Annotated in this window: 19 protein-coding genes; 6 read left to right on the plus strand and 13 right to left on the minus strand. The window is 62.9% G+C overall.

Annotated features, from left to right (window positions below):
* Nucleotides 1–42 precede the first annotated feature (42 nt).
* Nucleotides 43–1371, plus strand: a complete 1329-nt coding sequence (locus CSW57_RS03565; protein ID WP_223249012.1) for a serine hydrolase domain-containing protein — start codon at nucleotides 43–45, stop codon at nucleotides 1369–1371.
* 92 nt (nucleotides 1372–1463) lie between these two features.
* Nucleotides 1464–2105 carry a PadR family transcriptional regulator gene (locus CSW57_RS03570; RefSeq protein ID WP_099381465.1) on the plus strand — a complete coding sequence of 214 codons (642 nt, stop codon included), beginning with the start codon at nucleotides 1464–1466 and terminating at the stop codon, nucleotides 2103–2105.
* Nucleotides 2106–2118: 13 nt separating this feature from the next.
* On the opposite strand, the gene CSW57_RS03575 is transcribed toward CSW57_RS03570, so the two are convergent.
* From CSW57_RS03575 to CSW57_RS03585, 3 genes are all read right to left on the minus strand, one after another.
* Nucleotides 2119–3627, minus strand: coding sequence for a protein adenylyltransferase SelO (locus CSW57_RS03575; RefSeq protein WP_442316344.1), 1509 nt, complete (start codon nucleotides 3625–3627; stop codon nucleotides 2119–2121).
* A gap of 59 nt (nucleotides 3628–3686) precedes the next feature.
* Nucleotides 3687–3938, minus strand: coding sequence for a DUF6480 family protein (locus CSW57_RS03580; RefSeq protein ID WP_099381467.1), 252 nt, complete (start codon nucleotides 3936–3938; stop codon nucleotides 3687–3689).
* 66 nt (nucleotides 3939–4004) lie between these two features.
* Nucleotides 4005–4388 (minus strand): DUF5313 domain-containing protein, encoded by a 384-nt coding sequence (locus CSW57_RS03585; RefSeq protein WP_099381468.1) that lies wholly within the window; start codon nucleotides 4386–4388, stop codon nucleotides 4005–4007.
* A 300-nt stretch (nucleotides 4389–4688) separates the two neighbouring features.
* On the opposite strand from CSW57_RS03585, the gene CSW57_RS03590 reads away from it, so the two are divergent.
* On the plus strand, nucleotides 4689–5138 hold the full coding sequence (locus CSW57_RS03590) for a MarR family winged helix-turn-helix transcriptional regulator (RefSeq protein ID WP_099381469.1): 450 nt from the start codon (nucleotides 4689–4691) through the stop codon (nucleotides 5136–5138).
* A gap of 153 nt (nucleotides 5139–5291) precedes the next feature.
* Here the strand turns inward: CSW57_RS03590 and CSW57_RS03595 are convergent, their stop codons facing one another.
* From CSW57_RS03595 to CSW57_RS03605, 3 genes are all read right to left on the minus strand, one after another.
* Nucleotides 5292–5981 carry an enoyl-CoA hydratase/isomerase family protein gene (locus CSW57_RS03595; RefSeq protein WP_099381470.1) on the minus strand — a complete coding sequence of 230 codons (690 nt, stop codon included), beginning with the start codon at nucleotides 5979–5981 and terminating at the stop codon, nucleotides 5292–5294.
* Between the two features lie 6 nt (nucleotides 5982–5987).
* Complete coding sequence (locus CSW57_RS03600; protein ID WP_099382016.1) at nucleotides 5988–6890, minus strand: cyclopropane mycolic acid synthase family methyltransferase; 903 nt, start codon at nucleotides 6888–6890, stop codon at nucleotides 5988–5990.
* A gap of 343 nt (nucleotides 6891–7233) precedes the next feature.
* Nucleotides 7234–9471, minus strand: a complete 2238-nt coding sequence (locus CSW57_RS03605; RefSeq protein WP_099381471.1) for an NADP-dependent isocitrate dehydrogenase — start codon at nucleotides 9469–9471, stop codon at nucleotides 7234–7236.
* A gap of 217 nt (nucleotides 9472–9688) precedes the next feature.
* Here CSW57_RS03605 and CSW57_RS03610 point away from each other — a divergent pair, with 217 nt between their 5' ends.
* Entirely contained in the window at nucleotides 9689–10258 is a 570-nt protein-coding gene (locus CSW57_RS03610; protein ID WP_099381472.1) for a DinB family protein, read from the plus strand.
* Nucleotides 10259–10327: 69 nt separating this feature from the next.
* Nucleotides 10328–11413 carry a spore photoproduct lyase family protein gene (locus CSW57_RS03615; protein ID WP_223249013.1) on the plus strand — a complete coding sequence of 362 codons (1086 nt, stop codon included), beginning with the start codon at nucleotides 10328–10330 and terminating at the stop codon, nucleotides 11411–11413.
* 51 nt (nucleotides 11414–11464) lie between these two features.
* Here the strand turns inward: CSW57_RS03615 and CSW57_RS03620 are convergent, their stop codons facing one another.
* From CSW57_RS03620 to CSW57_RS03640, 5 genes are all read right to left on the minus strand, one after another.
* On the minus strand, nucleotides 11465–13195 hold the full coding sequence (locus tag CSW57_RS03620) for a DUF3556 domain-containing protein (RefSeq protein WP_099382017.1): 1731 nt from the start codon (nucleotides 13193–13195) through the stop codon (nucleotides 11465–11467).
* 130 nt (nucleotides 13196–13325) lie between these two features.
* Nucleotides 13326–14021 carry an aspartate/glutamate racemase family protein gene (locus tag CSW57_RS03625; RefSeq protein WP_099381474.1) on the minus strand — a complete coding sequence of 232 codons (696 nt, stop codon included), beginning with the start codon at nucleotides 14019–14021 and terminating at the stop codon, nucleotides 13326–13328.
* Nucleotides 14018–15313 carry a competence/damage-inducible protein A gene (locus CSW57_RS03630; RefSeq protein WP_099381475.1) on the minus strand — a complete coding sequence of 432 codons (1296 nt, stop codon included), beginning with the start codon at nucleotides 15311–15313 and terminating at the stop codon, nucleotides 14018–14020. The genes CSW57_RS03625 and CSW57_RS03630 overlap by 4 nt, the downstream gene beginning before the upstream one ends.
* 38 nt (nucleotides 15314–15351) lie before the next feature.
* A complete protein-coding gene (locus CSW57_RS03635) occupies nucleotides 15352–15654 on the minus strand; it encodes a lipopolysaccharide assembly protein LapA domain-containing protein (protein WP_099381476.1) in 303 nt (100 codons plus the stop codon).
* Between the two features lie 82 nt (nucleotides 15655–15736).
* Nucleotides 15737–16912, minus strand: coding sequence for a serine hydrolase domain-containing protein (locus CSW57_RS03640; RefSeq protein ID WP_099381477.1), 1176 nt, complete (start codon nucleotides 16910–16912; stop codon nucleotides 15737–15739).
* A gap of 254 nt (nucleotides 16913–17166) precedes the next feature.
* Here CSW57_RS03640 and CSW57_RS03645 point away from each other — a divergent pair, with 254 nt between their 5' ends.
* On the plus strand, nucleotides 17167–18456 hold the full coding sequence (locus CSW57_RS03645) for a hypothetical protein (protein ID WP_143696464.1): 1290 nt from the start codon (nucleotides 17167–17169) through the stop codon (nucleotides 18454–18456).
* A 177-nt stretch (nucleotides 18457–18633) separates the two neighbouring features.
* Here CSW57_RS03645 and CSW57_RS03650 read toward each other — a convergent pair whose 3' ends face one another.
* Together CSW57_RS03650 and CSW57_RS03660 are read right to left on the minus strand one after the other, a co-directional pair.
* Nucleotides 18634–20199 (minus strand): HNH endonuclease signature motif containing protein, encoded by a 1566-nt coding sequence (locus tag CSW57_RS03650; RefSeq protein ID WP_099381479.1) that lies wholly within the window; start codon nucleotides 20197–20199, stop codon nucleotides 18634–18636.
* Between the two features lie 457 nt (nucleotides 20200–20656).
* Nucleotides 20657–21529 carry an LLM class F420-dependent oxidoreductase gene (locus CSW57_RS03660; protein WP_099381480.1) on the minus strand — a complete coding sequence of 291 codons (873 nt, stop codon included), beginning with the start codon at nucleotides 21527–21529 and terminating at the stop codon, nucleotides 20657–20659.
* Nucleotides 21530–21568 lie beyond the last annotated feature (39 nt).

The following is a 21568-nucleotide window of genomic DNA, read 5'->3' on the forward strand; positions in this document are numbered from 1 at the left end:
TGCAGCCCGACCGAACACGATCGCCACACCAGGGGAGAAAACATGTCATCACCGTCCTCATCTACCCGCGTAGGTCGGCGGCACCGGAACCGTAAGGCTGCGGCCGTCGCCGTGATGCTCACAGCGGCTCTTGTGGCCACCGCATGCTCGTCGGACTCGAGTAGTTCGTCGACGTCGTCATCGAACAGCGCGGCGCCGGGTGGTGCGCTGGTGCCTCTCGACCCTGCCGCGATGGACAAGGTGGTCGACGAGATGGCGACCGAGTTCCGCGAGATCGGCATGATGGTGTTGGTCCGGACGCCCGAGGGCGACTACACGAAGTCGTGGGGGACCCTCGGAATCGGCTCCACCGAAGCTCCGACCCCAGATACCAAGGTGCGCATCGGATCCAACACCAAGACGTGGACCGGCACGGCCATCATGCAGATGGTCCAAGAGGGCAAGATCTCCGTGGACGACCCGGTCAGCAAATACCGTCCCGACGTCCCCAATGGGCAGAACATCACAATCGGGCAGCTACTCGACATGCGCAGCGGACTCTACAACTACACGGCCACGCTGGAGTTGAACACGGCACTGGACACAGAGCCCGAAAAGGTGTGGACGCCAGAACAACTGCTGGCTCTGGCGTTCGCCAACCCACCCTTGGCCCCGCCCGGTGCCGAGTACAACTACAGCAACACCAACACGGTTCTGCTGGGTCTGATCGCCGAGCAACTCGACGGGAAACCACTCGGCCAGATCTTCCAGGACCGCTTCTTCACCGAGTTGGGAATGACGGGCACCTCGTTCCCTGCCAGCACCGACACCTCCATCCCGGCGACCTACGTGAACGGCTATTCGTACAGCGGGAACGTCGAGACGCTGGGTGAGGGCAAGGAGTCACTCTCACCCGAGAAGCTGGCCGCCATCGAGTCCGGCACCGTCACCCCGCGGACCACCACCAATGACAACCCATCGTGGACTTGGGCTGCGGGGCAGGGGATTTCAACCGCCAACGACCTGGCCACCTGGGTCAAGGCGATCGGCAAGGGCGATCTGCTCGACGAGAAGACCCAGAAGCTGCGAATGGACAGCGTGCAACCGTCTGATCCCGACGACCCATCGGGGAGTAGCTACGGCTACGGGATCGCCAAGATGGGACCGATGTACGGACACATCGGCGAGATGCCCGGCTACAACTCCTTCATGGGCTACGACCCTGTGAACGACGTGACGATCGTGGTGTGGGGCAACCTTGCTCCGACAGCAGAAGGTATTCCGCCTGCGGCAATGGTCGCCAAGTCCTTGGTTCCCTTGATCTATGCAGGCCCGGCCACCGACACCGGCGAGCACATCGACGATGCGGCAGAGGATACAAGCGGCGGCTAGCAGCAGGCGTCGCGGAGGCTCCGGCGAAGCGTCTCGGTAGGATCGGCTCTCGTGGCCGTATCGAAACCCGGTGCTCCGCGGGAAGGAGATCAGTGGCCCAGGGCGACCTCAACACGACGTCGTATGTGATCTTGGGTCTACTGACGGCCAAGGACAGATCGGCCTACGAAATTGCCGAGCAGGTCGGACGAGGGGTCTCCGCACTGTGGCCGCGAGCAGACAGGCAGCGCTACAACGCACCGAAGCGACTCCTCGAACGTGGCCTGGTCACTGCGCGAACCGAAGCCGCAGGCAAGCGGCGCAATCGGACCATCTACTCGATCACGCCGCAGGGCCGAACAGCGCTCACCGAGTGGCTGGCCACCCAGTCGCAGCCGCCCGCGTTGGTCTTCGAGGGGATGATCCGCGTGTGCTTCGCAGAACAGGGCTCGATCGAGGATCTGCGGGCGAACCTGCGCAACATGCGTGATCAGGCCGAGGCGGCCCGGAACCTGTTCATCTCCAACGCCGAACGGATGTTGGAACCGGATCGGGGTTCACACCCTGAGCGCCGCCACCTGCTGACCCTGGCCAATCGCTACATGGTCGGGCACTTCGCGCACATCATCGAGTGGTCGGAGTGGGCATTGTCCGAGACGGACTCATGGCCCGACACCGTCAGTCCGGCCGATACATCGCGCGGTCGTACCGAGGAGATCCTCAAAGCCGTGGTGCGTCAGGGCAGGAAAGGGTGAATGGCACCTGTCCTCAAGTGCCGCAGAACGTCTGAAAGTTCTCGCTGAACACCAACGGTGCGGGCCCGCTGTATTCGGACCACTCGTCGCGCCGCTCGAAGGGATGCGTGACCACCTCCAGCAACCTCTCGAAGGGACCGACATCGCCGTCCGTGGCGGCGCGCAACGCGGCGTCGAGGTGATGATTGCGCGGAATGTAGATCGGGTTCACGCGGTCCATCGCATCTGCGGCTTCCGGCAGCCCCACTCCCGCGTCCGCCAGAACGTCGCGCCATCGTTGCAACCATGACGCGGTGCGCTCACGAGGCAGCAGACTGTCCAGAGCGGTCGAGTCGCCACGGAGTTCGTCGGCGAGGGCGCGGAAGGTGCCCGTCCAATCGACCCCGTGGTCGGCCAACAGAGTGAGGAGTTCGTCGATCAATTCTTGTTCGACGACTGCGCCGGCCACGCCGAGTTTTGCCGCCATGCCCTTCGAGTAGTAAGTCGCGTAGCGCGCATCGAAGGTGTTCAGCACTTCGGTCACCGCGGCAATGGCGTCGTCGGGCGCGGAATCGATCAGTGTCAGCAGGGTCTCTGCGAGGCGCGCCAGGTTCCATTTCAGGACCGCGGGCTGATTGCCGAACGCGTACCGGCCGCCGTGGTCGATGGAGCTGAACACCGCGTTCGGGTCGAACGCGTCGAGAAAAGCGCAGGGGCCGTAATCGATGGTCTCCCCCGAGATCGTTGTGTTGTCCGTGTTCATCACGCCGTGCACAAAGCCCGCGAGCATCCACTGGGCCACCAGTGAGGCCTGCGCATCCACCACCGCCTCGAAGAAGGCCAGGTATCGGTTGTGTGTACCTTGCTGGGGCAGTTCGGCCAGTGCGGGGTAGTGGCGGGCTATTGCGTAGTCGGCGAGTGGCTGCAGGATCTCGCCCTGTCGAACCGCGAACTCGAACGTGCCCACGCGTAGGTGGCTCGACGCAATCCGCGCGAGCACGGCTCCCGGTTCGAGACCGTTTCGGCGAACGGATTGTCCGGTCGCGACCACAGACAGCGAGCGCGTCGTGGGGATTCCGAGGGCGTGCATGGCCTCGCTGACGAGGTATTCGCGCAGCATCGGCCCGATTACGGCGAAGCCGTCGCCGCCGCGGGAGAACGGGGTACGCCCGGAACCCTTGAGATGCAGATCCACCCGGCGACCGTCATCGGTCATCAGTTCGCCGAGGAGCAGGGCCCGACCGTCGCCGAGCAGCGGCGTGTAGCCCCCGAACTGGTGGCCGGCGTACGCCATCGCGACGGGCTTTGCCCCATGAGGCGCTGACGTCCCGGACAGGACGGCGACTCCTCCGGCGGTGCGCAGCGTTTCGACGTCGAGGTGCAGCGATTCGGCGAGCTGTTCGTTCAGGACGAGCAGGCTGGGGTCGGGTGAGGGAGCGCCCTGCCATGGAACGGTGAGGGCGGGCAGTTCGTCTGCGAAAGTGCTTTCGAGACCGGCTATCTCTGTCTTCGTGGACACTGGGGACTCCTCGATTTCAGCCATCATTCAAAGGTAGCGATCAAAAGTGGTCAGACGCTGCGTGTCTGCACTGGATGCTGAGGTCAGAACAGGCCTACGACGCGAGCGATGAGACCGATCGCGATGATGAGCACAATGAACGAGATCACGCCGATGGCGATGATCGGGCCGGCGCGGCCACGCTGAGGCGGTTCATGATTCGGGCCACCGACACCCGTTTCCGCGGGCGGGGTGTCGCCGGGAGTGACGCTGCCCCCGGCCTCGAGCCCGGCAGTGTTGTCCGGTTCGGGGTTTTGTGGGTCGTACTTGGATTCGTCAGGAGCGTCAGCAGGCATGGTTGCCGAGTACCCGAATCGGCGATTGTGAACCAGTGGGGTGCAGCGGTCCGGGACTCGACAGCTCTACTTGCCCCGGTACTTCTGTTCGTACGCCTCGTAGAGATGGGCGTCGCGCTTTCGGGCGATCGCGTTGACAAGGTCGGGATCCAACCCGTGCTGGGCCAGTCGGTGACGGCGGTACACGCGGTTCAGTGCGATCGAGAACATGACATACGGCAGGAAGATGGGAACTGTCATGTTCAGGCGGACGTAAATCGACGCCTGCACGAAGAACATCGGGGCGAGCAGGAGGATGCAGGGTATCGCCCAGCGAATGATCATTCGCCGGGTGGCGCCTGGGCCCGCCTGGTCGTTGGCGACCCACTCACTCATGCTGTCGGGCAACTTGGCTCCGTAGCAGTACTTCACGTACTGGAAGAAGGCCGGTCGATCTGGCTCAGATGTCACACTCGCTCCACTTCTACGGTCTCCGGCGTCGTCGGGGACGCTACCGGTCTGTGACTTCGACCGGGCTGCACCGGACTCGCCATTGGTGCGCACGGCAATACATCGCGCGCTATCTAATAGCACGCTACGCCGATGACCGAGAGCGAGCCAGTTATGATGACAGAGGTCACAACGCCGAGTCGCAAGCGAATAACACGCGATTGAATCGCGTCCTATGCAGTAGATTGGATGTCAATCCGGGTCACCAGCCGCTGAAAAGCGGTGATACCTGTTCGATCGAGGAAGAGTTCCGTGAGCACAATGTCGAGGCAACAAGATGGCCATGTGGATCCCCTGGCTCTCGAACGGCAGGTCTGCTTTGCGCTGGCAGTCGCCAACCGCTCGGTGCTCGCTGTCTATCGGCCGTTGCTCGAACCGCTCAACCTGACCCACCCGCAATACCTCGTGATGCTCGCGCTGTGGGAGCAGTCGCCACGCTCGGTCAAGGAGATCGGCACCGCCCTGCAGCTCGACTCGGCCACGCTCTCGCCGCTTCTGAAAAGGCTGGAGGCAACCGGGTACCTGACCCGCCGCCGCGATCCGGCAGACGAGCGATTGGCCGTCATCGAGCTCACCGCACAGGGGCTCCGAGTCCGCGAGAAAGCACTTCTCATTCCCGATGCGGTCGTCGAGGCTCTCGGCGTCGACCTGGACACCCTCGAGCGGCTGCATTCGGTTCTGACGACGGTGAACGCCGCCGCACGGCGCTGAGTGGACGAGTGCTTCCCAGCGAAGAGCAAGCGCGGTACTGCGAGATCGATTCCCACATGCCTTCGCACCCGAGCGCGGCTGACTCGTCGCACCTTGATGTGACCAACTGTCCTGCACGAGAACGTAATCGGCAACGAGCGCCGCGCTTGTCCCCTACTGGTTGTATCCGCTGACGGGTTCCTTCAGTGCCTCGAACACCTCTGGATGCAGACCACGTTTGATGTCACCGAGTACCTCAGACCGGGTGCCTGCGTTGGAGCGAGCCCAGTCGACCGCGGCTTTCAGCACGTCCGCCTCCTCCGCGACCTCGTCGACAAGCCCCAACCGAAGTGCCTCCTGGCCGCCGTATCGCCGGCCGGTCATCAGTGCTTCATGTCCGGCACGCGCAGGCAGACGCGCAGCGGTCAGCGCCAGAACACCGGGTGCGTAGGCTGCACCCAGGGTGATGCCAGGGAAGCAGAGATAACCGCGGTCGGCCCGCATCACCGAGTGGTCGTGGGCGATGGCGAGGAACGCACCTGCACCGAAAGCGTGACCTTGCATCGCCGCCACGGTCGGCATCGGAAACGCCAGGAGACGCGCGAGCAGAGCCTGGATCTCACTCAGGCACCCGTCGATCTGGTCCGGATTCTGCGCGCCCCAGCTCAGATCTGCTCCGGTGGAGTAGTACTTGCCGTGGCCGGTTGTGACAAGGGCGCGCGGCCCGGCCTCGGCTTCCACCTCGTCGAGCAGAGCATGAACGGTCTTGAGCCAGTCCGGATTGAAACGGTTCTGAGGATCGGGGGAGTCGTGCCCGCCGAAATGCAGAACCGACACCTCGCCATCTTTGTCCAAGTAGGGCACTGTTTGTCAGCCCTGGGAGTACTTCGCCGGTAGCGGCCGGGCGGCCGGCTTCGCGAGACTGAATTGCATGATGTCGATGTACCCCTTACGGAAGTAATCGGCACAACCGGTCAAGTACTTCACGTAGGTGTTGTAGGTGTCCTCCGATGCGATCTCGATCGCCTCGGCGCGCCGCTTCTGCAATGCCTCCGCCCAGCAATCGAGTGTGCGAGCGTAATGCAACTGCAGCGGGTGGATGCGCTCGACGTTGAAGCCGGCTCCGTGCGCGCCGTCCACCACCCACTGTGGTTCGGGCAGTTGACCTCCCGGGAAGATCTCGAACTGGATGAACTTCCCGAACTCCATGATCGCCCGGTTGATGGGCAGTCCCTTGTCCCGGATCTGGTGGCGGTTGAAACCGACGATGGTGTGCAACAGCATCCGGCCGTCGTCGGGCAAGAGGGTATTGCAACGGTCGAAGAAGGCGTCATAGCGTTCGCGCCGGAAGTGCTCGAATGCGCCGATCGACACGATCCGGTCGACCGGTTGGTCGAAATCCTCCCAGCCCTGCAATCGCACCTCTGCACTGCGATTGGTGGCAGACCGGTTCTCCAGCAATTCGCTGGCATATTGGTGCTGATTGCGGCTGAGGGTGAGCCCGATGACGTTCACGTCGTATTTCTCAACTGCGTGGAGGAGGGTCGATCCCCACCCGCAACCGACGTCGAGCAGTGTCATCCCTGGCTCCAGGTCGCATTTGCCCAGTGCCAGCTCGATTTTGGCGATCTCTGCTTCCTCGAGTGTCATGTCGTCGCGCTCGAAATACGCGCAGCTGTATGTGCGGGTGGGGTCTAGGAACAACGCGAAGAACTCGTCGGACAAGTCGTAGTGGGACTGCACGTCATCGTAAAATGGCGTCAAATCGGTCATCGAAGGCATTCCTTCCATGCCTGCGTCCCGTTGCCGCCCACACGGGTTTGGTTCCGATTCACCAGCGCGGGGCACGAACATCGGCGCAGACATATTCCGGTGTCTGGCGGCGACCCACGTTCTTGGAGCCGGTGTGACGGCAGTCACTTTGCCATAGAACGCACCGATTTACCATTCGTGGAAAGCGCGCGTCCGATGCCGGTGTCGGTTCGAGACCCCGGTGCGGATCGATGGCACCTGAAAACGACGAGGACGGATCACGGGAAACCTCAGGTCTCCCACAATCCGTCCATGTCAAAAGGTTGCTGTTCAGACGCTATTGTCCGTCAGCGCGGCGGGCACGTCACTTCTGGGCAGACTCCAGGGCCTCGTTGAAGGTCTTGCTCGGCCGCATGACGGCGGTCGCGAGCTCGGGGTCGGGTGCGTAGTAGCCGCCGATATCTGCGGGTTGTCCCTGGGCCTCGTTGAACTCTTTGACGATGGTGTCTTCGTTCTCGGCCAGCGTCTTGGCCAGCGGCGCGAAGTGCTTGCGCAGTTCCTCGTCTTCGGTCTGGTCGGCCAGCTCCTGCGCCCAGTACATCGCGAGATAGAACTGGCTGCCCCGGTTGTCGAGCTCGCCGGTGTTGCGCGAGGGCCCCTTGCTGTTCTCCAGCAGCTTTCCGGTCGCGGCATCGAGTGTTTTCGCCAGCACGGTCGCCCGCTTGTCGCCGGTCTTGGTGCCGAGGTCCTCCAGGCTGACAGCGAGCGCCAGGTACTCGCCGAGCGAATCCCACCGCAGGTGGTTCTCTTCGAGCAACTGCTTGACGTGCTTGGGTGCCGAACCGCCGGCGCCCGTTTCATACAGTCCGCCGCCGGCCATCAGCGGCACGATCGAGAGCATCTTGGCGCTCGTACCCAGCTCGAGGATCGGGAACAGGTCGGTGAGGTAGTCGCGCAGGATGTTGCCGGTCGCGGAGATGGTGTCGAGACCGCGGACGAGCCGTTCCATCGTGTACCGGATGGCCCGCACCTGCGACATGATCTGGATGTCGAGTCCCTCGGTGTCGTGGTCGGCGAGGTACGTCTTCACCTTCGTGATCAGTTCGTTCTCGTGCGGACGATAGGGATCGAGCCAGAACACCACGGGCATCCCCGACTCACGTGAACGCCGCACGGCCAGTGCCACCCAGTCGCGGATCGGCGCGTCCTTGACGATGCAGAGGCGCCAGATGTCGCCTTCTTCCACGTTCTGGGTCAAGAGCACCTCACCCGTCGCGAGGTCGGTGATGTTGGCGACGCCGCCTTCGGGAACCTCGAAGGTCTTGTCGTGTGAACCGTATTCCTCGGCCTTCTGTGCCATCAGACCGACATTGGGGACGGTGCCCATCGTCGCCGGGTCGAAGGCGCCGTTGGTCTTACAGAAGTTCACCATCTCCTGGTAGATGCGGGAGAAGGTGGACTCAGGGTTCACGGCCTTGGTGTCCTTGGGCCGGCCATCGGCGCCGTACATCTTGCCGCCGGCCCGGATCATCGCCGGCATGGAGGCATCGACGATCACGTCGCTCGGCGAATGGAAGTTCGAGATGCCGCGGGCCGAATCCACCATGGCCAGCTCGGGACGGTGCTCATGGCACTTGTGCAGGTCGTCGATGATCTCTTCTTTTTTCGACGCCGGGAGTGACTCGATCTTGTCGTACAGATCGGACAAGCCGTTGTTGACATTGACACCCAGCTCGTCGAACAGCTCGCCGTGCTTGGCGAACGCGTCCTTGTAGAAAACCCGGACTGCGTGCCCGAAGACGATGGGATGCGACACCCGCATCATGGTGGCCTTGACGTGGAGCGAGAACATGACGCCGGTCTTGTAGGCGTCCTCCATCTGTTCTTCGTAGAACTGGACCAGGGCCTTCTTGCTCATGAACATGCTGTCGATCACGTCGCCGGCATTGAGCGTCACCTTGGGCTTGAGCACAAGCGTCTGGCCGCTCTCGGTCAGCAGTTCCATCTTGACCTCGCGGTCACTGTCGACGGTCATCGACTTCTCGCCGTGGTAGAAATCGCCCTCGCGCATGTGTGCGACGTGGGTGCGTGACGCCATCGACCACTCGCCCATGCTGTGGGGGTGTTTGCGCGCGTACTCTTTCACTGCCTTGGGTGCGCGCCGGTCCGAATTACCTTCGCGCAGAACGGGATTGACCGCACTGCCGAGGCACTTGACGTAGCGATCGTGGATCTCTTTTTCTTCCTCGGTCTTCGGGTTGCCCGGGTAGTCGGGGAGTTTGTACCCCTTGGACTTGAGCTCCTTGATCGCGGCGAGCAACTGCGGCACAGAGGCACTGATGTTGGGCAGCTTGATGATGTTGGTGTCGGGCAGTTGGGTGAGCCGACCCAGCTCGCCCAGGTTGTCCGGAATGCGCTGATCTTCGGGCAGGTAATCGGGGAACTCGGCGAGGATGCGGCTCGCCACGGAGATGTCGGTTGATTCGACGTTGATGTCAGCCGCACCGGCGAAAGCACGGACCACCGGCAGGAATGCGTGGGTCGCAAGCATCGGCGCCTCGTCCGTCAGTGTGTAGATGATGGTGGGCTGCTTAGCGTTCATAATTTGCTTCGTCTCCGGTTTCCGTAGCGTTTTCAAGAGGGGTTTTGCCCCTAGTTACCAGTATCACGGCGGATGGGACATCGTGCGAGCAAAGGGGTGGGTGGGTGCTGACCGCCCGCGAGCCGGTGTGTGAACGGCCGGCAATCGCGGACCGTTCCTGACCGCAATCGGTCATAACGTCAGAGGCGCTTCAGTTCCTCCCCGAAAGGACCACACCATGGCCGGCACATACACCTCCGTCACCCTCAGCGTCCCCGTCACCGGCGAGAAAGCGGACATTCTGACGCTGCTCGCCGATCAGAGAGCACTGTTGAAAGTCACCGCACGCGGCCTCACCGACGACCAGTCACGCACGCGGTCCACGGTCAGTGGACTCACCATCGGAGGCCTGATCAAGCACCTCGCCCGCGGCGAACGTGAACATGCCGCGACCATCCGCGAGCGCGACGAGAACGCCGAGTTCGACATGGGCGCGGCTGTTGACGCGTACGCCCTCAATGAGGGCGAGACGCTGTCGGATTGGCTGGACGAGTACGACCGGGCCGCTGCGGACTACGACCGCGTGATCGCCGAGGTGGAGAGTCTCGACGACCTGATCCCACAGCCGACAGCACCCTGGCAGCCCGAGCGGGAGTGGTGGTCGGTCCGCAAGATGGCGCTGCATCTGCTCCGCGAGACCGCGCATCACTGCGGGCATGCCGACATCATCCGCGAGGCGCTCGACGGTCAGAGCACCATGGCGGCCATCTCCGGGGACATGGATTGGGGTGACGGCCTCGGCGAGTGACCGTGGCGTCCGCTCGACGGGACTGTTGTCCGGCGGCCGGTTGTCAGAGGCCCGTGATAGATGTCGGTCGTGACCTCTTCGTCGTCTGCGCGCCCCCGACCACCGCTGCTGCAGGTGCGCCGGATCTGGGCCGAGCCTGAGGCCCAGGCCGATCTGCGCGGCCAGCAGGTGCTCGCGCGATTCCCCGACGCCGAGATCATCGACGTCGAGTCGCACTGGCAGATCCAGTCATTGCACGGCAATGAGGGCAACGTCGATCGGTGGGTGAGGGTCAAGACAGAAGATCTTGTCCTCGGTGTGAAGAAATCGCTGACGGCGCGACCCAACGGGAGGTCGGCTGACTGGATCGCGCCGTCGACGGCCAACGGGTGCGCCATGGCCTGCGCCTACTGCTATGTGCCGCGCCGGAAGGGTTACGCCAACCCGGTCACCGTGTTCACCAACATCGACGCCATCATCGGCTACCTCGGCAGGCACATCCGGCGGCAGGGCGCCAAGCCCGTGCCCAACCAGTGCGATCCGGCTGATTGGGTCTACGACATCGGCGAGAACAGCGACTGCAGTGTTGATGCGACCATCAGCGACAACGTCGCCGATCTCATCGCGTTCTTCGCCAGACAGGCCGGCGCCAAGGCCAGCTTTGCCACCAAGTACGTGAACCGGGACCTGCTCGACCTCGACCCGCGGCGGAGCACCCGCATCCGGTTCTCGCTGATGCCGGAGGCGGACTCGCGGTTGCTCGACATCCGTACGTCGACCATCGACGACCGCCTCGCGGTGTTGAACGACTTCGTCGACGCCGGCTACGAGGTGCACCTGAACTTCTCGCCGGTGGTGCTCTCGGCCGGATGGCGGGAGCGCTGGACGGAGTTGCTCCGCCGTCTGGGCGACGCGACGGATGAACGTTTCAAACAGCAGGCGGCCGTCGAGATCATCACGCTCACCCACAACCGCGACCTGCACGAGGTCAACCTCGGCTGGCACCCCAAGGCCGAAGAGGTGTTGTGGACTCCGGGCATCCAGCAGACCAAGCGGTCGCAGTCGGGCGGTATCAACGTGCGGTATCGCAACACAGTCAAAGCCGATGCCGTGCACACGATGGTCGACCTGATCGCTAGGCACGCACCGTGGCTGACCGTCCGCTATGCGTTCTGACCAGTCGGATCCGGATCGTCGCTGAGGAATACCGCTGAGCGCGAACGGGATTCAGGGTGCGACTGCCGAGTGAACGTGCACCGGTACGTCGTCGTCCCACGGCTGACGGGTCACCATGTCGGCCACCTGCACCTCGCCGCGCTCGAACTCGCCGGTGGCTGCGTCGACGAGCCGGTACTGCTGGGTTCCGCGGTGAATCGGCTGGGCTTCGAGCAGCACGATCCGTACCTCGCCGGGTTCGAAATGACACCGCTCCTGTAGCGCTGCGATGAGCTGCTCGCTGTGGAGGTGGCCGTCACCGAAGTTCCATCCGAGCGCCGTGCTGCAGATGCGTTCCCCGTCGGTGAGCAGGTAGTCCGACTCTTTGCGTCCGGTCATCGCTCGATGCGCCAGGGTGAACAGGGCCCGGCCGTGTGTGTTCATCGCGCGGAAGGCATAGCCGAGATACAACGGGATCTCCAGGCGTTCCTTGCCGTACACGCGCTCGAGCTGGGCGGCAGGCATGCTGGCGATCGAGACGATGCCTGCCTCGATCTTTGCCGAGCCGGAGGGCGTGATGCACCACAGTGTGGTGTCCCAATTGCCTGCGTAGTAACGCATTCCCGGCAGGAACGAGATCTTGCCGGGAAAGAGGTTGCCTGCCACCACGACGGCCGCGCTCACACCGGTGAGGGCGAGAACCAGCCAGAGATGGTCGGCGTCGGAGGGCGCGACGTCCGCGTGGCCGACGAACAGGAACAGCAGACCGAAGATCATGAAGACGTTCCACTCCAGCGGCACGCCCATCGGGATGGCGCTGAGAATACCGAGATGGAAGACCACCATCACGGTGGCCGCCAGGGCGGTGGGCCAGCCACCGTGCGAGAAGAAGAGGATCAGGGGCACACCCATCTCGATCACCGTGGCGCCGTGCGCCACCACACGTGAGAGGCGGCCAGGGCGCAGGTCATCGGGGAAGTGCTCGAAGAACTTCCGCTTGATCCTCTGTGGTCGCACGATCGGGTTGTTCGACATCATCGTGGACACCACAAACGGGAAGTGCTTGTTCAGTTTGGAGGTGGCGGCACCCATCCAGATGATGACGAAGACGATCTTCGCGGCAAGGATCATGTCGGCGCCTGCGAGCAGGAAGGTCACGACGAGTGCGCCGTAGACCTCGCCGCGAGCTGCGAGGAAAACCGTCTTGTCCCTTAGTCCGATCAGCGCGAGCGCAACCAGCACGGCGGTCGGGATCCAGAGGGGGAGCGGGCCGACATCGCTGCCGAGATCGGGCGCCGGTCCATCACCGCCCGAGATCAAAGCGAGCACGCACGTCACGAGGAGCGCAGCGTAGAGCAGTACGTCGGCGAGAGTTCGGTTGCTGCCGGCGGTGAATGGGATCACCCGAGGCCATGGCGGCAGTCGAATGGTGTTCGGCCGCAGCCAGTAGAGGACGGACCCCATCGGCGGCGAGTACCGGTTGTTGAGTGGGCCGAATCCGCAGCCGAGCCCGAGCACCTCGAAGAGCAGGGTGTAGATCACGATCTTCTGGAAGACGATGGGCTCGTCCCACCAGCTGCTGATCTGCGTGACGCCGCCGAGGCCGGACGTCGACCCGGCGATCAGCCCACCCACCACGATGTACAGAAGGATCTTGACCACGTAGAAGAGGTGCAGCACAACGGGTGTGCCGAAGCCGACCTCCGCCCAATGGCGGGCCATGGGGCGGATCTTCTCCGCGCGGGTCCCGCGGCTCCACTCGTCCATCTCGACGCTGGGCAGAGTAGGCGTGGTGAATCCCATTGCACAATCACCTTCTTGACGTATCGCGGCCATCTTCTGTCGCGACCGTAAACGAAGTGATTGTGTGTGGGCAGCAAAATGCGATTTGTCAGTTGGGCACGGTGCTCAGACGTTTGCAGCAGCCGCCGAGCTACGGCGTGGACAATGCAAAGTCGACTGCAGCCTGCGCGTGCAGCCGTGTCGTCGGAAACACAGGGACTGCGACGTCGTCGGGCCCGATGAGCAGTTCGACCTCGGTGCAACCGAGGATGATGCCTTCAGCACCCTCAGCCAGCAACCGGTCCACCACGCCGAGGTAGAGAGCGCGGGATTCTGGACGAATCACGTTGTGACACAGCTCGTCGTAGATGATCGAACTGACGTGATCGCGGTCCGCCGCATCGGGTGTCATCACGTCTATACCGTGCGAGGCGACGCGGTCACGGTAGAACGTGGACTCCATCGTGAAGGCGGTGGCGAGTAGACCCACCCGTGATGAACCCGTCGCGATGATGGCGTCGGCCGTGGTGTCCGCGATGTGGATGAACGGAATGGAAATCGCACGCTCGATGGCTTCGGATACGAAGTGCATCGTGTTGGTGCACAGCACGATTGCGTCGGCTCCGGCCGACTCCAGCCGCGCGGCTGCTGCGGCGAGGTGGGCCCCGACGTCCGTCCATCGCCCGGCAAGCTTCAGCTTCTCGATCTCACCGAAATCGACGGACTCCAGGATGATGTGTGCCGAATGCAGCCCGCCGAGCCGCTCCGCGACGAGTTCGTTGACCGTGCGGTAGTACTCCGCGGTGCTCACCCAGCTCATCCCGCCGATCAAACCAAGTGTTCTCATCCCCGTACACCCAGCACTTCCGCGAGCAGGTGCATGGCGACGGTTGTGGACAGTGCCCGCACACTCGTTCGGTCACCGGGTAGGCGTCGAGTTTTCGTGACGGTCGGTTGACCAGCCACTGCGACCCCGAAGCAGACCGTGCCCACCGGTTTGAGTTCGGATCCACCGCCGGGACCGGCGATCCCGGTTGTGGACACCGCCACGTCAGCGCCGACCCGGCCCAGCGCGCCCTCGGCCATCCGTGCAGCGACCTCTTCGCTGACCGCCCCGTGCTCGGCGATCATCTGCGCGGGGACATCGAGAAGCCCGGACTTCACCTCGTTTGCGTACGAGACGACACCGCCCATCACATACGCCGACGATCCGGGCCGTTCGGTGAGTCGTGCCGCGACGAGCCCGCCAGTGCAGGATTCGGCGGTCGCGACACGACGGCCGGCGAGCGCTGCCGCCACCAGGTCGTCGATGGTCGACCCATCGGTCGAGAAGATTTGGGCTCCATGACGGGAGGTGATCTGCTCCGCCAATCGGGAGTATGCCTCCGCAGCAGACTCTGGGTAGCGAGTCACCATTTCGAGCTCGCCGAGCCGCAGGCAGGTGGTGATCTCCAGATCATCGAAGCCGCTGACCTCATGCTCGATGGTCCGTAGCGTTGCTGCCAGATCTGCTTCGGACAAGCCATACGCGAAAATCGTCGACTGGTTGAACTCCGACCGTCCTGCCAGAGCTTCGACCACCGGCGCGGTGTCGAGCGCTGCCGGCCACATCGCTTGGAGTTCTCGGGGTGGGCCCGGCAACACCAGGATGGCGGGCCGAACCGGAACAGAATCGTCCACCTCGGCGGCGATGGCCACCCCGGGTGCGGTGCCGGTGGGCGGAATGGATTCTGCGCCTTCGGGAACCATCGCCTGTTTGCGGATGCCCTCGCGCAGTGGCGCAGCGTCGGGCGCAGAAGTCATCCGTCCGCGCCACCGTTGCACGATGGAATCAATGTGCTTTTCGAGCTCGACGTCGAGGTGCAGTTCGCTTCCGCAGAACGCGGCGACCGTTGCAACGGTCAGGTCGTCAGCGGTAGGGCCGAGGCCGCCGGTGGTGACAATGAGGTCCACGCGTTGGTCGGCCAGGAACTGGAGCTGTGCGGTGAGGTCATCCGGGCGATCACCGCACACAGTGATGTGCGCGACGTCGACGCCGATGTCGAGGAGATGCTGAGCGACCCACGGGCCGTTCTGGTCGGTGACCCGGCCCGTGAGGACTTCGGTACCGGTCACCACGATTCCTGCCCGCACTGTCATCTTGCTGAGCTTAGTGGTGGGGGGAGGGCGGTCGGGCGTCAGTGATGTCGATTTCGCACCTTGCGTCGCAGACGCAAGAAACCGCTGCCGAGCAGTGCGATGAGAAATCCGACCACGGCCGCGAGGAGCAGGGCAACACCTTGTGCCATGTCGAGGTTGAGTCCGAAGAACTCGATGTGTACCTGTTCGGTGTTCTGAACTACGAAGACGAGCAGTGCGATCACCAGGAGCGCAGCGAGAATGAGTCCGAGAATTGTGGAGATCTTTCGGCCGCTGCCGGACGTGGGGGCAGTGGTGGTGGTCGTCGCGGGTGGGGCTGCATCGTAATGGGGGTTGCTCATGGCGTCCTTTCCGGTGCTGTCAGAGGCGAAGAGCCTTTACCCACCCGCGAGGTTTCACAAACGGGCCGGTTGTGATGGGGCGTCAGCCCACTGCCTGCTGTAGCCCCGCCGAGACAGCCGGTGCCGGAAAGGCTTCTTTGCCGTCAACGGTGAAGGTGTTGTCGCTGTTCGTGAGCACGATGATCGTGGTGTCGGAGTCGTAGTTGTGGAACAGCACGCTGTTGTACCCGGGGATGTCGCCGTCGTGGCCCCACCAGCCGCCCCGATCGCCGATCCCGATGCCGTACCCCGCAGTCGCGGTGTTCGGGGGGATGTCGCGGATGATCGAATCCTTCCGGAACTGCTGAGTCGAACTGTCGAGGACGCCTTCGCCGGTGAACAGAGCGTGGCCCCATTTCTTCAGGTCGTCGAGAGTCGAGATGACCGCGCCCGCGGTGAAGGCGAACGATGGGTTCCAACGGGTGGAGTCGACGTTTTGCCCGGGCGGCTGGTTCTGGTCGGTCAAGCCGTCCATGTGTGGATTGCCGATCTCGGTGGAGCCGCCGGGGAACGAGGTGTCGGCCATCCCCAGAGGGTCGAACAGTCGCTGTTCGAACACATCGGCAATCGGCTGACCCAGCACCTTCTCGATCACCATGCCCAAGAGCACGTAATTGGTGTTCGAGTACTCCCAACCCTGGCCCGGAGCGAAGTCGGCCGGGAGTCCCTTGACGCCGTCCACCAGTTCCTGTGGAGGCCAGGCATATTCGGGATTCGCGAAGAACTTGTTGACGATCGCATCGGACTTCGTGTAGCTCGGGATACCGCTGGTCATGTCGGACAGTTGCAGCAGGGTTGCGACGTCGCCGTTGGGCATACCCGGCACGTACTTGCCAATGGTCTCATCGAGGGAGAGTTTGCCTTCTTGTACCAACTGCAGCAGGACCGTCGCGGTCATCGTCTTGGTCAAGGAACCGATCCGGGTCTTGTCGGTGACCGCGGGCGTCTGGGTCTTTCCCTGACCGACGGTTCCCGATGTGCCGGTCCAGGTTCCGTCGGGTGAGGCGACTTGCGCGATGACGCCGGGAAAACCTGCCTGGCTACGGGTGTCGTCGAGAACCTTCTGGAAAGCGGCGGCCTCGGCGGGGGCCACAGTCGTTGTGGGCGTTGTCGTCGACGATGCTGTCGACTCCTCTGATGAGGACGAGCAGCCGCTGAGTACCAGTGAGACCAACGCCATCACGGTGATGGCTGAACCAAGTCGGTTGTGTGTTTTCATGTTGCCCTTGGGTCGGGTGAGCGCGTCAGAACCGTCTCATAATGCCGTCCGCGAGTGGCATGTTCGTCATGTTTGGGCAAACACGCGCCAAAAAGCTGTCGGCGAGCCGGTGTAGATCGCGTGCCTTGCAGAGATCGACCGGCTGGAGGGGTGCCGGTACGGCCCTGGCGCCTGCGAGCTGAGGCTTTCTGACACACTGCGGCATATGAGTCGCAGACGCGAGACCACTGCTGCGCACATATCGAGGATTCAGCGTGGTGAATAGGGTACTGGTCTCGGCCGCGGTTGCAGGGGGTGCGTTCATCTCCGTGGTGGTGCTCCTGACCCGTCTCGGTGGCGGACACTCGGTGTTCGGGTCAGATCCATGGCGAGTGCTGTACCAGGGCGACGTCGCGTGTGTTGCGTTGTGCGCAGTGGTCGCGGTTGTCGTCAGTGTGTTGATGGGTCACTCTGTTGCATTCTTCGTCGGCGGCGCCGGTTTGGTGGCCCTTGGTGTCGTGGCTGCCGTTGGCACCTCTGCGGATTGGGCAAGCTACGTCAGCGCCGTGGCCGCAGGACTGTTGATCGCTGCGACGGGATCGTTGACAGTGCAAGAGGACAGCGGAAAGTTGTTGCAGAGCTGGCTCTTTGCTGGTGCCCTGGTCGGCGCTTGGTTGGCCCGGCCACTCGAGCAGTACCGTTCATCGGCCACGTACTCCGGCGCCTACACCTCAACCGGCACGCCCTCTGACTGGCCGCTGGTTGTCGGTGTAGTTGTCGCACTCGTGCTGTTCGCTGCCGCCAGGTTCACCAGACCTCCACACTCCCGATTGCCCGACGAGAACGGCCGATCAGCTACGCAGCGTTCTCCTCTGGGGCCCACTTTGACGCTGGGGATCGGCGTGCCAGTCGTCGCGTTGTTGTCATGGTGGTGGTTCATCGCCACCCTGGCTTCCGGCGACGGCATCGAGGGCGGTACGTGGGCATACGGCATAGTTTTGCTGCCGGTGGTCATCGTCGGCGTGTGGTGGTTGCCGCACCGCAACGGCCTGGTGTTGGTGGCGATGCTCGCGACGTTGACCACTGCAGCTGGCCTACCCAAATGGCAAGGATCATGGCCGATGCTCCTTGTCTTCGTCCTATTGATCGCTGGTGGTCTGGTGTCCGGACGCCAATGGGCACACCCCATGGTCGCCATGGGCGTGCTATTCGCCTGCACACTTCTGACCGCAGTAGACGAATCGTCCTGGAATGCCGCGGGGATCGTCGCTGCATTCATCGTTCCCGTAGCCGGCGCGCACGTGGTCGCAGCTTGCTTACCCACGACCGCACCTATCAGCACGATCGCGGTCGCCGGGCCGGCCACACTGTTCCCCGTCGTCGGCATCACGGTCGCCTACAGCTTCTCGAACTCAACGAGCTCATCGGGCTTCGACGGCTACCAGTCCACCACCACTGAAGTGATCCTCGCCGCGGTCACCGTTGCTGCGTGCGGAATTGCACTTGCTTTACTGACTCGCCGCCGACCGCCGAGCGACCTCGACGAGAACGGTCGGCTCGCATAGTCAAAGACCGTTGTTGGACGCGGTCGCCTCTGACGTCAAAGTCTCTGTGCAACAGCGGTGTTCAGACCCAGCGCGAAGCGCTTGGTGGGCTCGGCATGGGCACTTGCAGGCTTTGTGTTCATCTGCAGGCTCTGCAACACCTGCAGACGAACAAAAGTCCTGCATTTGATTGCGCCGCTATTCCTCGACCTGTTCTGCCGAGTCTTCGGCGGTGTCGTTTGGGTTTGCCATTGCCTCGGCCGGGTTGTGTTGCTGTAGCTGCATGCGTTGTTCGCGTTCGTCGAGTGCGTGTTGGCGTTCGGCGATGATGTTTTGCCAGGCCGCTTCGATGGTGTGGTCGGTGTGGTGGGCTCGGTTGATTCTTGGTTGTTGGTCGGGGTCGATGTATGTGGGTGGGATCCATGCGACTCGGCCGGCGTCGGGGCCGTCGCGGAGCATGATGGTTTGCCATTGGTCTTCGCCGGGTCCGATCATCTTGTGGTGAGGCGGACACGCGGGCGCCAGTTCGTCGATGTCAGTGAGGCCGCCGTCGGCCCAGGCGGTGGTGTGATGGATTTCGGTCCAGGAGATGGGGTTACGACAGCCCGGACTGGTGCAGCCTCGGTCTTTGGCGAACAGCGCCATCCGTTGGCCTTGTTGTGCGGTGCGTTTTGCCCGGGCGAAGTAGAGGACGTCGGCGGAGTGGTTGGCGAACACCGCCAGCGACCACTCCGCGCGGGAGGCGAGTTCGAGAGCATCTTTGACCGGCAGGTCGACGCCGGAGGCGGTGTGGGTAATCCCGGCGGCCTCATCGAGTTGTTGTTTGGTCATCGTGATGATGACCTGCACCGGCAGCCCACGGTGGGAGGTGCCGAGCAGTTTGTACTCGAGGATGGTTTTGAGGATTGCTTTGAATGCGTCGTGTTGACGTTGGGCACGGGAACGGGTGTCACGCCCGGCCGCGGCCTCGATGATTGCTGGGTCCATGGTCGGGTCATCGACGGCCCCGGTGGGTGAGTTCGGGTCGTCAGGATTGTTCATCCCGGGTGCTGCCCACACATCCATCACCGTCCGAAACAGTGCCAACGTTGCCGGATCAAGGTTGCCGGTGAGCTTGGCCATCATGTCCAACCCTTGTGCACCGTCGGACAAACCCCGGTTGCGTCTGCGGTCGACGTCGTCGGTGAGTGTCCCGTCCGGGTCCACCCGGGCCAACACTTCTCGTCCGCAGACTTCGAGTTCGGTGGGGCCCAGGGTGCGGGCGTTGTCGGTCATCCAGGCATCGACCACGTCGTACACTTCTGGCGCTGACTTGTGTGGGATTTTGTCGCGGACTTTGAGCATTACATCCATGTGCGCCAACCCAATAACACCCTCAGCCAGCGCTTCGGCGGCGGCCGGACATTTCGGGGGCAGCGCCTCGCCCTGCATCGACAACAATTCGCCGGCAGCATCGAGTGCTTTCAACCGTGAGGAGGCATCACCGCGAGAGATCCGCAGCTCACTCATCACAAAGCGGTGCAACGTCGAATGACCAGCCTTACGAAACAAACCCCGATCATTTACCTCCTGCAACCGCTTGAGGCCTTGAAATGTCAGTGCCCGAACAACTCTTTCGTTCACCCGCACCAACTCGGCAACCTGCACATCATCAACATCGGTTGCTGATGCCGCAGCAATATCAGCCAACACATCCTGCAACTGCCGATACTTCGCCACCAACACCGCAACCGGCGGTGGATCCACCGTCACCGAATCACTCATCGACAAGCCCCCCAGCCCTCGAACCCCTTACGCCAAGTCTACCAACAGAATCCGACATTGTCGAACATGTGTTCGAGTTCGATAGGCTCTGACTTCCTTGCAGGCTTTGCGTTCATCTGCAGGTGTTGCAACGCCTGCAGGCGAACAAAAGCCCTGCGTGTGATTGCGCTACAGCCCGCAGCAGAGTTGCGCATGCTACGAACGGCGTTGCGCTAGAACCGTTATCGGCTCGACCTACCGCACCACGTCGAAGACTTGCTTCTGGATGCCGTTGCCGTACACCTCGTGCTCGACCAGGCGAAGTTTGGTTGTGTCTTTGTCCGGCTTACTGAAAAGCGCTTGCCGGTGCCGAGTGGGAGTGGGAACACCAGAAGGTAGTAGCAATAGGTGGTTCAAAAAACCTGTCTACGTTGAGCTTTCGTTCACCCGCGATCCCGATCGGGCCCTCGTCCTACCTCTACCAGTCCGCGATCACCGGAATGACGCGATCGCCGAGTATCTCCAACGGGGTGATCTCGGCAACCCCCGGAACCCAGCCGTGAACGTGGGTGACACCCAGATCTGCCAGAGGTTTGAGTTGCCCGAGCAGCTCGTCGACGTTCGCGCCGCCTGCCCCCGGGTCGAGAGGGAACATGACGGTTTTCTCAATCGCGTCATAGTCGGTGCCGACTGACTCACAGTGCGAGCGAAGCACATTCAGCTTGTGTTCCACATCGGGTTCGCCGAACAGGTTGCATGCCTGCGCATACTGGGCAACCATCCTCAGGGTCTTCTTTTCTCCGCTACCGCCGATCAGAATCGGCGGGTGAGGCCGGCGCAACGCTTGTGGCACATTGAGTGTGCTTCCGAGGCGGTAGTGCTTGCCGTCGTAGGCCCCGTTGTCATCGCTCCACATCTGAAGGCAGATCTGCAAGGTCTCTTCGAGGCGCTCGAACCGCTCGGCCGTGCTCGGGAACGGCAGACCCAGGCCCACGCATTCTTCCTCGTTCCAAGCCGCGCCGATGCCCAGGTAGGCCCGACCCTTGGACAGCACATCAAGAGTCGTCACTGCTTTTGCGAGCAGTCCGGGCTCGCGATAGACGGTGGCCGTCACCCAGGCCAGGAGGTCGACCTTCTCGGTGACCGCGGCAAGGTAGCCAAGCGCCGTGTAAGCCTCGAGCATGTCGGTGTCGACAGGGCCGACCGGGCCGATCTGCCAGAGGTGGTCCATCACGCTGAGCTTGGCGAATCCCTGCGCCTCAGCTGTCTGCGCGATGGTGACCAGATCGTCCGCCAGTCCGGACGGTCCGGCAGGGTAGGTGAAGTCCGCGATATGCAATCCGAGTTCCATGGTCGCCACGGTATCCGCGATCGTGGGACCTAGTCAGGG

The organism is Williamsia muralis, assembly GCF_002735905.1.
GTDB classification, from domain to species: domain Bacteria; phylum Actinomycetota; class Actinomycetes; order Mycobacteriales; family Mycobacteriaceae; genus Williamsia; species Williamsia muralis_A.